Raw genomic sequence first — 14566 nt, 5'->3', positions numbered from 1 at the left:
TTGATACCCACACATCATGATTTTTAATTCTTCGGTTTTACTAGGAAGTAGCCGTTCATTTCCTGGTGCAGTGCAGAGCAGAAGTTTGTACAATAGATTGGGAATGTCCCCGCTTTATCAGCAGTAAACTCCATGGTATTCGTTTGACCAGGCTGAACTTCCATGTTTAAGTCATAGCTGTTGATGGCAAAACCATGAGTAATATCCTCATCGAAGTCAATATTGGTTAAATGGATAAATACATGGTCTCCTTGGTTAACCTCAATCACGTCAGGGCGTTTTGCTTTATGGTCAAAAATAAATCTTGAGCGCATCGCAATTCCGTAAACGTGTACCTCGTTGCCTTTACGAACAATTTTTGTATCATTTTGTTTATAGACGGCATCTGGATTCTTTGTATCCTTTGGATAAACATTAATGGTTTTAATCTTATCTGCCTTAATCATCTGGGCATAGTGCGGCTCTGGATCAACCGGTGCCGACAGAATGACCTTCATTTTGCCGCTGATGTCAATTAACTGCATCGATTCAGGGTGTGAAGGTCCAACTGACAAGTAGGTGTCCTTGGCAATTTTGTTCAGCGCAACGAGCCAATGTCCATCAGGTGATACGGTGTCGCCCTCAGCGGCAACAGAGTGTCCTGGTGAATATTGTACAGGGACACGGTCTAATGTCTTACCAGTTTTAGGATCCCACTTAACAATTTCAGAAGAAATGAACATGGTGGTATAGGCCATGCCTTTGTCATCAAATTGTGTATGAAGTGGTCCAAGCGCATTTTCAGGGTTTACTTCTCGTTCCATGACTGATTTGTAATTAAGAATCGGAATCCCGTTACGTTCACCAGCAAATTCCTTGTTTTCAACAGCCTTAAATGCTTTTTCAAATGAGAACACGGTCATCGTAGGTGCGAGTTTACCAGAGGCGATGAAGAATTTGCCGTCAGGTGTGACGTCCACGCCGTGTGGTGATTTCGCAACCGGTACTAAATAAATGCCACCCTTTTGTTTTTCAGGGTAAATCATCTTTTGACCATCAACATCTTCGTACTTTCCTTCTTTAACCATCTTCTCAAGCTCTTTCCAGTTAAAAAGAACGATATAGTCACGGTCTGCTTGTGATGCATTCACTTCCATTGTGGTTGTTGATTCTTCTGTATTATAGGTGGTCATAACGGCCCAATCAGCCGAGCCTTTTTTACCAGCATCAGACAGGTCATAGGACCAAGGTGGAAGGGCAACCTGGTAAGCAATATTTAACTTGACATTCTTTTCGTCAAAGGTAACTGCAGACATGACCCCACGGTATTTTTGGCTGTAGTCGTCAAGTGATTCATACTTTTGACCCACCGGTACAGCGAAACGAGTTGGCAGGAACATATACTCCGTATTTTCTGTAACAAATGCGGCGCAGTGAGGACCGGCCGTGTTTGGAACCTTGATGATGTCTTTTGTCGTGAAGGTTTTCAAATCAACGACAGCTGCACGGCTATTGCCGACATCGGTTGCGAACATCCATTTCCCATCATAGTCGCCTTTTGTTTCCGAGAAGGCTGGATGGTGAAGATCACCCCAAGTATAGCCGCCCATTAGTTTTTTGGAATGCTCATCAAAGCCATAGCCTGTTGCGGAATCCTGTGAGAAAACCGGAATGGTTCTGATTTTTCGCATCGATGGAACCCCATAGATAAACATTTGACCAGAGTGGCCGCCGGATGCAAATAAATAATAGTCATCTTTTTGACCGAATGGAACATAAACCTTTTCGGCATTGCTCTTGTTGCTAGAAGCAGCTTCAGTGTTTGTTTTTCCGGAAAAGTCCGCAAAAGAGATTGTTGCTGCAATGAAACCGACAAGCAAACCTGAAACAATCGGAATCCATTTTTTCATTCAATTACACCACCTTTTTATTTCGCTTCAGATGCTTGCTTAAGTAGGTCTAAAACCTGCTTACGCTCATCATCTGTTAATGGATTTTTACCAATAACGCCTGACATAACGGCTGAAGTTGGCTGTTTTAAGAATTCTTCAATCGGCTTGCCATGTTTTCCTTCAACGTTACCAAAGGCTTGTGAAAGGTCCGGCCCGACTTGGCCTCCTTTTAAGTTCAATGCTTCAACGCTATGGCAGCCAAGGCATCCTCGTTTATTAAGAATGTTGTCTTCGCTGATTGAAGAAGTTGCTGTTTCTTTTGAATCAGGACTCTTTGTGGTAGTGGAGTCCTTTGTTTCTGTCTGTGTTACCTGCGGTTGTTTTTCGGAGTCCCCCATTATGACACCAAATACAAGATAGCCAAGGCCGAAGCCAAGTAGAGCACAAATAACAAAGCTTATGATTGCTTTTTGCACGATTGTCCCCCCTCCTTTTTTGGCCGATAGGAAAGTAAATTTTCCCATCAGGCATAAGTGCAACTACGCTAATGAACCGCCCCTTGGGCTTGCTAATCGGCGAGTTTTCTTTATCTAATGAACAACTCCATCCTAAACTCCCATTGTTATTAAAAGAGTGATGCATCTCACAGGAAAATAATTATTTTTGAACATTTTGTGAAAGCGTTACCAAAGTCTAATAAAATAGCATTTGAAAAAATGAACGTTTTGTGAACATCGTCACTGTATGCTGAGGAAAAGGTGTTAATAATGGATGGTAATAATTGTATTTCGTGAGGAAGGTGCGAAACGTGAATCGTGTTGATTGTTGCAGTCTTTGTACGCTGTTTTACCGTGAATACTAACAAAAAAAGCCCTCCGACTACGAAGGGCCTTTCGATATTCTGTAAAAGTAATGCTTCATTGTCCGAGAGAGTGCGAATCCCACCATTTGGGTAAAAGAAAAGCCTGTTCATCGCCTGAGAGGGTGAGAATCTCGTCTTTTAGGTCAATGAAACAACCACAGGGTTAATTATTTAGTAAATTTATATGTCCAAAACCGCTCATTGTTAATCCACACCATAATTTGTGGGTCTTGGTTTTTTAACTTCTCTTCCATGTCAGTAAACATTTGCTCTGTCTGCGAGCGGTGAGCCTTAATGGCAGCGAGCTTTGTGTTAGCAACAGGGGTAATATTGTTGATAATGTCTGCTTCACCAAGCTCCTCCACACAATTATTAGAGAAAGCGACGCAGTGTAATGTTGGACGCGAAGCCACTGGAATCATTTCCACAGCCCTCACGACCGCCGCACCGGTGGCATCATGGTCAGGATGGACCGAATAGCCTGGATAAAAAGTAATAATAAGTGAAGGATTTACATCTTCAATCAATGCTAACATCGTGTTCGCCAGTTTATCTTCATCCTCAAATTCAATTGTTTTATCGCGGAATCCCAGCATGCGCAGGTCTTGGATGCCCAAAACCCGGGCTGCTTCCGTTAATTCCGTTTTTCTAATTTTGGGAAGATTTTCCCGATTGGTAAACAAGGGATTACCCATGTTACGTCCCATTTCCCCTAAGGTTAAACAAGCATAGGTAACAGGGGTTCCGTTCTGCACGTGAGTCGCAATCGTCCCTGAGACCCCAAACGCTTCATCATCTGGATGGGGAAAAACGACTAAAAGCTGACGTTCTTTTTCCATTACCATTCTCCTTTCCGGATTTATTTTTATCAAGTTCTTTTTGACTTCAATAACTGTCAAGCTCCAACGCCTAGGGGCCCGAGGTCACAAGCTAATTCGTTGAAAAGGTTAAAGAACAGCCTTTCCGTTGGTTCGTCTTGTGCTTGTAGCCTAACCAAGACCTATCTGCCTTTCTTATTCAAAGGGCGTACGGCTGAGTTCCAACGCAACGGCTAACTTCCCTTTTTGATCATGGCCAGCTAACAGCAGGCGGCCTTGCTCATCGACTTCAAAATGTGTCAGCCCTTCTGCATACACCCAGCCAAGGTTTATTTTCAATCCAGCCCGGTACGGTCCATTACCAGTAATTTTCCCCAATTCATAACGAACTAAGGCATTGCGGATATAGGCACCAGCGGAAAAGAAAGATTGATCGTTATGTGATGCGTAGGCACCATTCGTCGTTTCAAGGTGAAGATAAACATCTTGATTTGCGAAGCTGTTAATGGTTTCCTGTACGCTTTTTACATCAATTGACTCCAAAATTATCTTCTCCTTTCCTAATCAAAATAACTTAAGTTAATAATGTTACTATCATACTAAAATCAGTTACAAAATGCGAAATCCATGCTTGAAAAAAATCGAGCCACCATTTTGAAATGGGGCTCGATTTTTGCAGAAATAAGTTCGTTTTTAGTGTTGCCGATAGGCACCATGCCAGGTAGGACCTACATATTCGTTTAAGCGGAAGCCTTGCTCGATAGCAGCTGTGATAAACGCCTTCGCCACATCAACTGCTTCATAAACAGATTTCCCTTTAGCAAGCTCGGCCGTAACCGCTGATGAGTAGGTACATCCAGCACCATGAGTATACGTTGTGTCAAATTTTTCAGATTCGTAAAGCTTGAATTCCTTTCCATCATAAAGGAGGTCGACAGCTTTTTCCTCTGAATGAAGCTTACTGCCACCTTTAATTAGCACAAATTTTGCGCCTAAGTTATGGATTTTTACAGCTGCTTCTTTCATTTCAGCTACTGTTCGAGGTGTTTTCATCCCCGCAAGCTGTCCAGCTTCAAAAAGATTTGGCGTCACGACTAAGGCACGTGGCAGCAACAGTTCGCGCATGGCATCGGTTGTTTCCGGGTTCAACACCTCATCTTCGCCTTTGCAAACCATAACCGGATCAATGACGACTCGCTCCAGTTTGTTTTCATCAATCACTTTCGCAGCCAATTCAATAATTTCAACGGTTCCCAGCATGCCTGTTTTCATCGCATCGATACCGACGGAAAGAATGGTATCTAATTGTGTCTTAAGTGTATCCACAGCAACTGGGAAAACGCGATGGTGCCAATCTATTGGATCCATTGTCACGATAGTGGTTAGGGCAGTCATTCCATAGACTCCAAGTTCCTGGAAAGTTTTCAAATCCGCTTGAATCCCGGCGCCGCCACTTGTATCTGAACCTGCAATCGTCATTACTTTTTTAATCGTCATTATGTACTCCTCCTCAAAAAGGCTCTTAAATTCTTCATTTATTATTATTATAAAACATCTGAAAAAATATAGCAGATATGAAACATCACTCTCGCAAAAAAAAAACCAAACAGGTTTTTGTCATTCCTGACAACCTGAATGGGTTTCCAATGAATGGGGAACCTTTACATGCATGTTCCCCTTATTTTGTTACTGTCTCTAAAGCTACTTCTATCATGTCATTAAACGTAGTTTGTCGCTCTTGGGCCGTAGTTTGTTCCCCGGTTAGAATATGGTCGCTGACAGTTAGCAACGTTAAGCCCTTAACACCAAATTTAGCCGTAAGATAATAAAGTCCTGCTGCTTCCATCTCGACAGCTAAAACACCGTGCTTACCAAGCTTAGTGAATTCATCATCATTGTCTGTATAGAAAACATCGGAAGAAAGGACGTTACCTACATGAAGCTGTAATCCTTTTTCGCTGCCAATTTCGTAGGCCTTCTTGATTAACTCAAAGTTCCCAATTTGCGGGAAGTCGTAACCAGGGAATTGACTCCGAATGATGGCTGAATTGGTTGCTGCTGCCTGAGCGATAATCACATCGCGAATGTTTACGTTTTGTTGAATGGCCCCGCATGTCCCAATACGGACAAGATTTTTAGCACCATAGTCGTTAATCAGTTCGTGTATATAAATTGAGGCGGATGGCATTCCCATCCCTGTCCCTTGGATAGAAACGGGTTTCCCTTTATATTTTCCCGTGAAACCCAACATCCCGCGAACCTGATTATAGCAAACAGCCTCTTCAAGGAAAGTCTCAGCAATATATTTTGCCCGTAACGGATCACCTGGTAATAAGACGGATTCGGCAATTTCGCCAACTTTTGCGTCAATATGAAAACTCATCTGTTATCCCTCCGATAATATTGTTTGTATTGCGCCATTTTATGATTCGTCAAAAAATATAGCACAATCATCCATAAATAATCTGTTAAGGGGATAACCGCATTTTTGTGAACTAGTTAACAAAATATTGGTGAAAGTGGTTACTGAAATTAACCGCTTCCGTTTGCTACTATGGTAAAGATATGGCTAAAAATTATTCCACTTCCTTAGTGAAGGAATCTCTTCTGTTTCACTACAGAGCGCTTCCAATTTATTTTTATCTAATAGGTAAAGATGCTTTTCACGGATATCGATTAGCCCTTCAGTTTGAAAATCGTTAAGTGTTTTCGATATCGACTCACGGGTGACCCCGAGCATCCCGGCAAGGAGGGAATGAGTGATTTTTAGGTCAATTTTATCAATATCGCTGTTTGGTTTTCCAAAATTATAATAAAGGTCCATAATTAAGTTCGCCGCCTTTGTTCGGACGTCGTAAAAGGTTAAATAACGGATCAAACGGTTCAGCATCCGAGTGCGTTCTACTAGGATCATATAGGCCTTTTTTAGGACAGATGGATAGGAATCTACGATTTGGAGAAAGTCCTGCTTGGTCATCAGCCATACTGTAACATTGTCTAGTGCTTCAATGGAAGAAATTCGGTGATTACCGTTGGACAACGCTTCCACTTCTCCTAAAATATCACCAGGCATGGCTATGCTGAGGATAATTTCCTTTCCTTCATGAATCCTATATATTTTCACCATTCCGGAGCGAATCAGATATACATCTTCACTTTGGTCATTTTCAAACATAAGGACATGATTCTTTTTAAATTTCCGTTCTTTTAAAAGGGGAAGAATTTGCGATAAGTCATTCTCGGGTATGCCTGAGAAGATGGCTATATTAGAAAGATTGGTAATCATAAACATACATCCTTTAACGATTTTATTCACTAGGTGGCATGGGTATTAAGAAAGAATTTTTGGAAAAATGTTAGGAGAGATTGGCGAATAGGATTGTTAATCTTAATTTTACCTAATCATATCGGCATTGACAATTTGGAGGATAAGACATTCTTTGGAAAGGTAGGATATTAAGTTGAGTAAAAATTTACAGAAGTTATTTCCTCTTCATGGGGAACAGACAAATACTCGTACGGAAGTTATTGCGGGATTAACTTCTTTTATGACGGTCGCCTACATTATTGTTGTGAATGGAGCCATCTTACGGTCAGCTGGAATGCCTTATGAAGCCGTGACCATTGCAACGGTCATCTGCTCCTTTTTAGGCTGTATGCTGATGGCGCTTTGGGCCAATTCTCCACTAATTATTGTTCCCGGAATGGGAGATAACGCTTTTTTTGTTTATACCCTTGTATTATCTTTAGGACTTACATGGCAGCAAGCACTTGCGGCCGTTTTTTTAGCCGGTATTGTTTTTACAATTACTTCGATTTCCAAGGGGGCCGTGTATTTATCAACCGCGATTCCGAAGTCGATGATCAATGCGATAACGGCTGGAATTGGCTTGTTTATTGCGTTTCTTGGGTTTAAAAATGGCGGATTAATTGTGGCAAGCAAGGGGACATTTGTTCAATTAGGCAGTCTTAGTGATCCGAATGTGTTAACGACCTTAGTAACGTTATGCATTTTGCTGCCGTTGTTTTTACGCAATGTAAAGGGAAACTTCCTGATTGGAATCATTGCTGGAACGTTGATCGGCTCTTTGTTTGGAATTGTTGATTTTTCCAATTTGGGTGATTTTAGTTTCTCGTTTAATGGATATGAACAGGTCTTTTTCGCCTTTGATTTCAGTCAAATCAGCACGGTTAATTTTTGGATAGCTGTTTTCTCGTTATCGATGGTCATCATATTTGAGAACATGGGGGCACAGCTTGGGATGCTTCCAAATAAAGATAAGTTTCGGAAGTCGTTTCAGGGAATTGCTGTTTCTGTCATAGGGGCAGGAGTTTTTGGCTGCAGCCCGACGACGACAGCAGCAGAGTCAGCGACAGGGATTGCCGCAGGAGGAAGGACAGGCTTAACTTCTTTTACAACAGGACTGCTTTTTATCCCGGCATTGTTTCTTATTCCGCTTTTCAAAGTAATCCCGAATGCGGCTATCGCTCCGGTGCTCATTATTGTCGGCTGCCTCATGATCCAAAGTCTAAAAGAAATACCACTCGACGACTTCACCGAGGCTTTTCCAGCCTATTTAATGATGACGATGATGCCGCTAACCTTCAGCATCGCTAACGGGCTCGCCTTCGGCTTCATTGCCTACCCGCTAGTAAAACTCGTTACCGGCCGAAGAAAAGAAGTATCCGTAACAATCTACATCATCGCCACACTATTCCTGCTTTACTTTATATCTAGTGTGATTTAGTGGTTAATGGTGTCAGGCACCATCGGTGGACATTTGTCCTCTGTAGGCGGACGCTGTGAAACTATTCCCTAGGTGAATGAACGACCAACCTTTGTTTTTTACGGGTTGGTTTTTTTTAAGATAAGAAAGTATAAAATTTTCGACTTTGAGAATTGTCCAGCTCCAGCGCCCAGCGGCTAGTGTACTTCGCCCTTTTCCCTACGATAAGTCAACATCGGATCGCTATCGCTCTCCGTGTTTCCTTTAGCTAATCAGAATTTATTTCCTAAATTCTGAACGCATAAATTCAACTACGCCTCTGTCTTCGCCTAACGGCTTGCCAGTCGGCGAGTTTACATTTATCTCAGTCAAAGTGCTCCAGTCCATACGCCGCGCAAAGGAAGCTTGCGCTTTTCTTATTTTGACGGAAAAATGACAAATAGCTCATTTATACTATTTACACACGCATAGAGTGATAAATGTTACTTTCGGAAAGTGCAGGGAGCAGTACGATGGTTATAAAAGGAAGCGAGATACGGCATGAAATCGCTTTCGATTGACATCTAAATAATATTAACATAGTGGTTAACTTGCGAGTTCACAAAAATGTTGAAAATATGACACAAATATGAAAAAGAATGATTGAAGTCTTGTTATTTATCATATTGAGTTTGTTAGTAAGTAAAAAGTAACGCCAAAAGATCTTCTATATTTAGGTTACAATTTTCGACAAAGTGACAAATGTCGCTGAGTGCAATTGGTACTGTTTTTACAATGATTAAATAAGGAAAAATTTCCTTAGGGAGGGAAAACCATGAACCGCAAAGGTTGTCCGGATGAATATCCAATTTCCTTGATTATAAACGGTTATGAAATGGCTGTTTTTCAACTGACAAAATACGACCTCGATGATTGGGCATATGGCTATTTGTTTTCTGAAGGATTTATTCAGGAAGCAAGCGATATAGAATCCGTCATCATCAACGAAGAAATGGGCACCATCAACGTTGCACTCCGCACACATTTTGATGAAGACCAAGTTTTTTCGAAAAAGAAGCATTACACGGCAGGTTGCGGCAGAGGAGTCACCTTCTTCTCGATGACAGATGTGAAGAATTTTGACAAAGTGGCGTCAAGCAATTCCTATCCATTAAGTTATCTCTTAAAAAAGCGAAGTGAATTTGCTCAAAATTCCTCACTTTATTTAGAGACAGGCGGGATGCATGGAGCCTGTATTGTGGATGAAACGGGCAATATGACGATTCGCGAAGATATTGGCCGTCACAATGCCGTCGACAAGATTATTGGTCACGCAATTAGAAATTGTTTACAGCCTGAACGGTTAATTTTACTCACAACTGGACGGGTTTCATATGAAATGCTCTCAAAAGCTGCCAAATTTGGCTTTCCAATTATCGGTTCACGTACAGCAGCCACCAAACAGGCAGTACAGCTCGCAAAATACCTAAATATCGAGGTAATTGGCTATTTAAGAGGGAAAATGGCCACGATTTATACCTCAACAGGCAGGGTTGAAAATGATGTAAATATCGAGCTAGCTGCAGAGATGCATTGAAAGGGGGAGTTTAAAAGTAAGGAATTATTTTTAGAGAGAAAAAGGGATGTTCTAATCAATATTTTTGGGAAGGAGAATAGTGATGGTTGAAATGAACTTAAATCGCCGGCAATTTTTAAAGCTATCAGGAGCAACAGCAGCAACACTAGCTGTGGTCGAACTGGGTTTTAATGAGAAAAAAGCCTATGCGAAAACAAAAGAATTCAAAATTGCCAAAGCTACTGTAACACCAACCATTTGCTGCTACTGTGGTGTCGGATGCGGAATCCTCGTTCACACCAAAAACAATACTGTGGTTTATACGGAAGGGGATCCGGATAGCCCAATTAACGAAGGCAAGCTATGCAGCAAAGGAACAACATTAAGACAGTTATATACTTCTGAAAAACGCTTAACAAAACCGCTTTACCGTGCACCAGGAAGTAATAAATGGGAAGAAAAAGATTGGGAATGGATGCTTGATACCATTGCCAAACGAACAAAAGAAACACGCGACAACTCGTTCGTCGAAGTAGAAAACGGAGTTACCGTTAATAAAACCGAAAAGATTGCCAGCCTTGGCGGGGCGGCACTTGATAACGAAGAAACCTATTTGCTCTCGAAACTAATGAGAGGGCTTGGTATTACTTATTTAGAACACCAGGCACGAATATGACATAGTTCTACGGTTGCCGGTCTGGCACCTACATTTGGTCGTGGAGCAATGACTAACCATTGGAATGATCTGCAGCATACTGATTGTGCGTTAATCATAGGCGCAAACCCTGCTGAAAACCATCCAATTAGCTTTAGATGGTTAACAAAAGCAAAGGAAAACGGCGGTAAAATTGTTTCTGTTGACCCGCGTTTTACTAGAACATCGTCACAGGCTGACGTTTACGCTGCACTCCGCTCCGGTACGGATATTCCGTTTGTCGGCGGGATGATTAATTATGCGATTGAAAACAATCTCATCCATAAAGAGTATGTTGCTAAATATACAAACGCTGCCTTTATCGTCAAAGAAGGCTATGACTTTAAGGATGGCTTATTCTCAGGCTATGACGAGGCAAAAAGAGCGTACGATAAAACAAAATGGGGAATTGAAACTACAGAAGATGGCAAGCCGGTGAAGGATGAAACCTTAGAGCACCCGCGTTCTGTATTCCAACTAATGAAAAAACATTATTCCCGTTATGATGTAAAAACAGTAACAACTGTAACAGGAACACCAGAAGAAGACTACTTAAAGGTTTGTAAAACCTTCTGTGAAACCGGTAAGGTCGGAAAAGCAGGAACCATCTTGTATGCGATGGGAACCACTCAGCATACCGTCGGCTCACAGAACGTTCGCATCTATGCTATCTTACAGCTTCTGTTAGGAAACATCGGCTTACCTGGCGGCGGAATCAACGCGATGCGCGGCGAATCCAATGTTCAAGGCTCAACAGACTTTGGTTTATTATTTGATAACCTAACAGGCTATCTAGGTGCACCAAAAGCATCAGTTCCAGAGCATGCCACATTGAAAGGCTACTTGGAGAAAGAAACACCAAAAACAGGCTATTGGAGCAATAAGCCAAAATTTGTTGTCAGCTTACTGAAATCATGGTACGGCGCGAATGCTACGAAGGATAATGAATTCGGCTATCAATTTTTACCAAAGGGAAATAAAAACTACTCACACATGAACTTATTTAATGCCATGTCCAAGGGCGAGCTTGACGGTGCCTTCCTATTTGGAACCAACCCAATTGTCGGCGGACCGAATGCTGGTAAAGAAAAAGAAGCACTTGGCAACTTGAAGTGGATGGTAGCGATTGACCTTTGGGAAACAGAAACCTCCGCTTTCTGGCAAAAAGAAGCGGGCAGTGACCCATCAAAAATCAATACAGAAGTATTCCTGCTTCCAGCGAGTTCTTCATTTGAAAAAGAAGGCAGTATTTCCAACAGCTCACGCTGGATGCAATACCGCTGGAAGGCAATTGATTCAAGAGGCGAAGCACGACCAGACCTAGATATCATCCATGAATTTGCCTTAAAACTTAAAAAGCTATATGCCAACAGTCCAAAATCAGCAGACAAACCGTTCTTAGCTCTTGATTGGAACTACGGAAACGGTGAAGAACCAGATATAGATCTAGTAGCGAAAGAAATCAATGGCTATGATCTAAAAACTGGTAAATTGATTGCGAATTTTGGTGCCTTATTAGACGATGGCACAACTTCATGTGGTAACTGGATTTATTCCGGCTTCTATCCTGAAGAAGGAAAGAACAAATCCAAGAACCGCGATAACAAGGATACGGGCGGCGAACACTATTTGAACTGGTCATATGCATGGCCAATGAACCGCCGGATTCTCTACAACCGTGCCTCAGCTGATGCAAGCGGACAACCATGGAGTAAGGAAAAGGCGGTTATCTGGTGGGATGCAGCTCAGAAGAAATGGGTCGGCAAGGACGTTCCGGACTTTAAAGCGGTAACAGCACCAACAGAACCAGGTGGTACAGGTGCCTTTATGATGAATAAAGATGGTGTAGCATTATTATTTGCACCAACCTTAAATGATGGTCCGTTCCCAGAACACTATGAGCCATATGAAAGTCCAATTCCAAATGCGTTTTCAGCACAGGAAATGAACCCAGCAACTGTGATTTTTGAAGAAAACTTCAATAAACGCGGTTTCAAGGTGGACTATCCAATTGTAGCGACAACCTACCGCGTAAGCGAACACTGGCAATCCGGCACGATGACACGGAACCAAGAGTGGCTCTCAGAACTTGCCGGCCATATGTTTATTGAAATGAGTGAAGAGCTGGCAAAAGAAATAGGCATTAAGAACAAAGACAAAGTCATTGTTAGCTCAGCGCGTGGCGAAATCAAAGCCTATGCAATGGTAACGAAACGCTATAAGCCTTTTACCGTGAGAGGTAAAAAAGTACATCAAATCGGAATGCCATGGCATTTCGGCTTTAAAGGATTCGCTACCGGAGATACAGCCAACCGCCTGACTCCGCATATTGGGGATGCTAATACAATGATTCCTGAATATAAAGCATTCCTCTGTAACGTTAGGAGGGCTGACTAATGACGAAATATGTGAAATATGTTGATGTAACGAAGTGTGACGGCTGCCGTGCCTGTATGGTTGCTTGCAAAAACTGGAATGACCTACCGGCAGAGCCAACGGAGTTTCTTGGCAGTGCTCAATCGCATGCGAAAACAACAGCGGATACATGGAATGTCTTGCAATACATCGAGCATGAGAATGGAAAAGGTAATCTAGAGTATCTTTTCCGTCATTCTTCTTGCTTCCATTGTACCGATGCCGCCTGTGAAAAGGTTTGTCCTGAGAATGCCATCAGCTACACAAAATATGGCACGGTTGTGATTGATCAAGACACCTGTGTAGGCTGTGGTTATTGTACGCAAAACTGTCCATTTGAAGTTATTTCCTTGAAGGAATATAAAGATAAAAATGGTAAGGAATACAGAAAGGCTCATAAGTGCACCATGTGTACAGATCGAATCGATGAGGGCTTACAGCCTGCCTGCGTAACGACCTGCCATACGGGTGCAATGGAGTTTGGCGATAAAGACGCCATGATTCAAAAAGCAGAACAACGCGTCAAGGAAATTAAGGACCGTTATCCAAATGCGATGGTTTATAACCCTCAAGGCGTCGGCGGTACTCATTCTGTTTATGTCTTGGCAGAAAAACCTTCCGTATACGGTTTGCCTGATAATCCTAAAGTTCCGACATCTGCTGTTTTATGGAAGGACTATGCACAGCCAATTGGGAAAGCCATGATTGGTGCAACGACAATGGCCGTAGTAGGTGCCTTTGTTGCCAACAAGATTTTCAGTAAAAAAGCCAATGGCCATGATGAAGATGGAGGTGGCAACCATGAGTAATCAACAAAAATCGGAAGTGAAAGTTAGACGGTTTTCTAAGGCATTTGTCTGGGCTCATGCTGTCAATGCTATATCTTTCTTTGCCCTTTATATTACGGCTTTGCCGATGTATACAGAGTTCTTTAACTGGCTGTATCCCGTTCTTGGTGGTCCAGCGAATGCCCGGCTGCTGCACCGCATCTTTGCCGTCGTGTTTTGTACGCCGACATTTATTTGGGTCATCTTTGACTTTAAAGGCTTTAAGCTATGGATGAAAGAGCTGATCACTTGGAAAAAACGTGATATTCAGTTCTTTAGTGAATTCGTGAAAGAGCTTTTTGGTTTAAATTTCAAGCATGTAAGACAAACATTCTTTAACGCTGGTGAAAAAATTAACTCGTTAATCCAAATTTTCACCGCTATCTTAATTATTGGCTCTGGGATCCCAATGTGGTTCCATGAATATTTCCCTCGGGCTGTTGTCCAGTGGGGATACTTCCTTCATAACGTCGGCTTTGGTCTTTCGATTGCCGTTATTGTCGGACACATTTATCTCAGTGTTGTCCATAAAAACTCAAGACCAGGGTATTCTGGTGTTGTAACAGGTAAGGTTCCTGCTTGGTGGGCAAAAGATCACTACACAGAATGGTATGAAGAAGAAGTTAAAAAAGGCAATTTCCCTAACCTAGACGATCCAAAACATAAGAAAAATAAAGGCGCTTAAACAGCCGTTGCTCCACGTAAAAAAGTTAATTAAAGGGAAATGGCTGTCTGTAACAGGACAGCCATTTCTATAAACAAAAGCGAAAGCTAGCTATAATAATCGAAAGAGGTGT

Annotated in this window: 12 protein-coding genes; 5 read left to right on the top strand and 7 right to left on the bottom strand. The window is 42.0% G+C overall.

Going from position 1 to position 14566, the window contains the following annotated elements:
- Positions 1-23: 23 nt before the first annotated feature.
- The 7 genes from nosZ to M5A78_RS05810 all read right to left on the bottom strand — a co-directional run bounded on the left by nosZ (position 24) and on the right by M5A78_RS05810 (position 6837).
- Positions 24-1889: a Sec-dependent nitrous-oxide reductase gene (nosZ, locus tag M5A78_RS05840; RefSeq protein ID WP_248734345.1), complete on the bottom strand. Its 1866-nt coding sequence runs from the start codon at positions 1887-1889 to the stop codon at positions 24-26.
- A 17-nt stretch (positions 1890-1906) separates the two neighbouring features.
- A complete protein-coding gene (locus M5A78_RS05835) occupies positions 1907-2347 on the bottom strand; it encodes a cytochrome c family protein (protein WP_248734344.1) in 441 nt (146 codons plus the stop codon).
- A gap of 553 nt (positions 2348-2900) precedes the next feature.
- Positions 2901-3572: a bacillithiol biosynthesis deacetylase BshB2 gene (bshB2, locus tag M5A78_RS05830; RefSeq protein ID WP_248734343.1), complete on the bottom strand. Its 672-nt coding sequence runs from the start codon at positions 3570-3572 to the stop codon at positions 2901-2903.
- 174 nt (positions 3573-3746) lie between these two features.
- Complete coding sequence (locus M5A78_RS05825) at positions 3747-4094, bottom strand: YojF family protein (RefSeq protein ID WP_248734342.1); 348 nt, start codon at positions 4092-4094, stop codon at positions 3747-3749.
- A 150-nt stretch (positions 4095-4244) separates the two neighbouring features.
- Positions 4245-5048 (bottom strand): pyridoxine/pyridoxal/pyridoxamine kinase, encoded by an 804-nt coding sequence (gene pdxK, locus M5A78_RS05820; protein WP_248734341.1) that lies wholly within the window; start codon positions 5046-5048, stop codon positions 4245-4247.
- 181 nt (positions 5049-5229) lie between these two features.
- Positions 5230-5934, bottom strand: coding sequence for a purine-nucleoside phosphorylase (gene deoD, locus M5A78_RS05815; RefSeq protein ID WP_248734340.1), 705 nt, complete (start codon positions 5932-5934; stop codon positions 5230-5232).
- Positions 5935-6120: 186 nt separating this feature from the next.
- A complete protein-coding gene (locus M5A78_RS05810; RefSeq protein ID WP_248734339.1) occupies positions 6121-6837 on the bottom strand; it encodes a Crp/Fnr family transcriptional regulator in 717 nt (238 codons plus the stop codon).
- A 175-nt stretch (positions 6838-7012) separates the two neighbouring features.
- Here M5A78_RS05810 and M5A78_RS05805 point away from each other — a divergent pair, with 175 nt between their 5' ends.
- From M5A78_RS05805 to M5A78_RS05785, 5 genes are all read left to right on the top strand, one after another.
- A complete protein-coding gene (locus tag M5A78_RS05805) occupies positions 7013-8299 on the top strand; it encodes an NCS2 family permease (protein ID WP_248734338.1) in 1287 nt (428 codons plus the stop codon).
- Positions 8300-9092: 793 nt separating this feature from the next.
- Positions 9093-9854 (top strand): formate dehydrogenase accessory sulfurtransferase FdhD, encoded by a 762-nt coding sequence (gene fdhD / locus M5A78_RS05800; protein ID WP_248734337.1) that lies wholly within the window; start codon positions 9093-9095, stop codon positions 9852-9854.
- A 91-nt stretch (positions 9855-9945) separates the two neighbouring features.
- Positions 9946-12924, top strand: coding sequence for a formate dehydrogenase-N subunit alpha (gene fdnG, locus M5A78_RS05795; RefSeq protein WP_248734369.1), 2979 nt, complete (start codon positions 9946-9948; stop codon positions 12922-12924).
- The gene (locus M5A78_RS05790) at positions 12924-13751 is read left to right on the top strand and encodes a 4Fe-4S dicluster domain-containing protein (protein ID WP_248734336.1); all 828 of its coding nucleotides are present in this window, start codon (positions 12924-12926) and stop codon (positions 13749-13751) included. The genes fdnG and M5A78_RS05790 overlap by 1 nt, the downstream gene beginning before the upstream one ends.
- Entirely contained in the window at positions 13744-14454 is a 711-nt protein-coding gene (locus M5A78_RS05785; protein WP_248734335.1) for a formate dehydrogenase subunit gamma, read from the top strand. The genes M5A78_RS05790 and M5A78_RS05785 overlap by 8 nt, the downstream gene beginning before the upstream one ends.
- Positions 14455-14566: the final 112 nt, after the last annotated feature.

This window comes from Neobacillus rhizosphaerae (assembly GCF_937468385.1).
In the GTDB taxonomy this organism is placed as follows: domain Bacteria; phylum Bacillota; class Bacilli; order Bacillales; family Cytobacillaceae; genus Neobacillus; species Neobacillus rhizosphaerae.
Note: the sequence above shows the minus strand (reverse complement) of the source record. Positions and strands in the feature narration are given on the sequence as shown.

Excerpts from the sequence above, each read along its gene's own strand:
- nosZ (WP_248734345.1), bottom strand. The coding sequence starts at position 1,889 with ATGAAAAAATGGATTCCGATTGTTTCAGGTTTGCTTGTCGGTTTCATT.
- bshB2 (WP_248734343.1), bottom strand. The coding sequence starts at position 3,572 with ATGGAAAAAGAACGTCAGCTTTTAGTCGTTTTTCCCCATCCAGATGAT.
- pdxK (WP_248734341.1), bottom strand. The coding sequence starts at position 5,048 with ATGACGATTAAAAAAGTAATGACGATTGCAGGTTCAGATACAAGTGGC.
- deoD (WP_248734340.1), bottom strand. The coding sequence starts at position 5,934 with ATGAGTTTTCATATTGACGCAAAAGTTGGCGAAATTGCCGAATCCGTC.
- M5A78_RS05810 (WP_248734339.1), bottom strand. The coding sequence starts at position 6,837 with ATGATTACCAATCTTTCTAATATAGCCATCTTCTCAGGCATACCCGAG.
- fdhD (WP_248734337.1), top strand. The coding sequence starts at position 9,093 with ATGAACCGCAAAGGTTGTCCGGATGAATATCCAATTTCCTTGATTATA.
- M5A78_RS05790 (WP_248734336.1), top strand. The coding sequence starts at position 12,924 with ATGACGAAATATGTGAAATATGTTGATGTAACGAAGTGTGACGGCTGC.
- M5A78_RS05785 (WP_248734335.1), top strand. The coding sequence starts at position 13,744 with ATGAGTAATCAACAAAAATCGGAAGTGAAAGTTAGACGGTTTTCTAAG.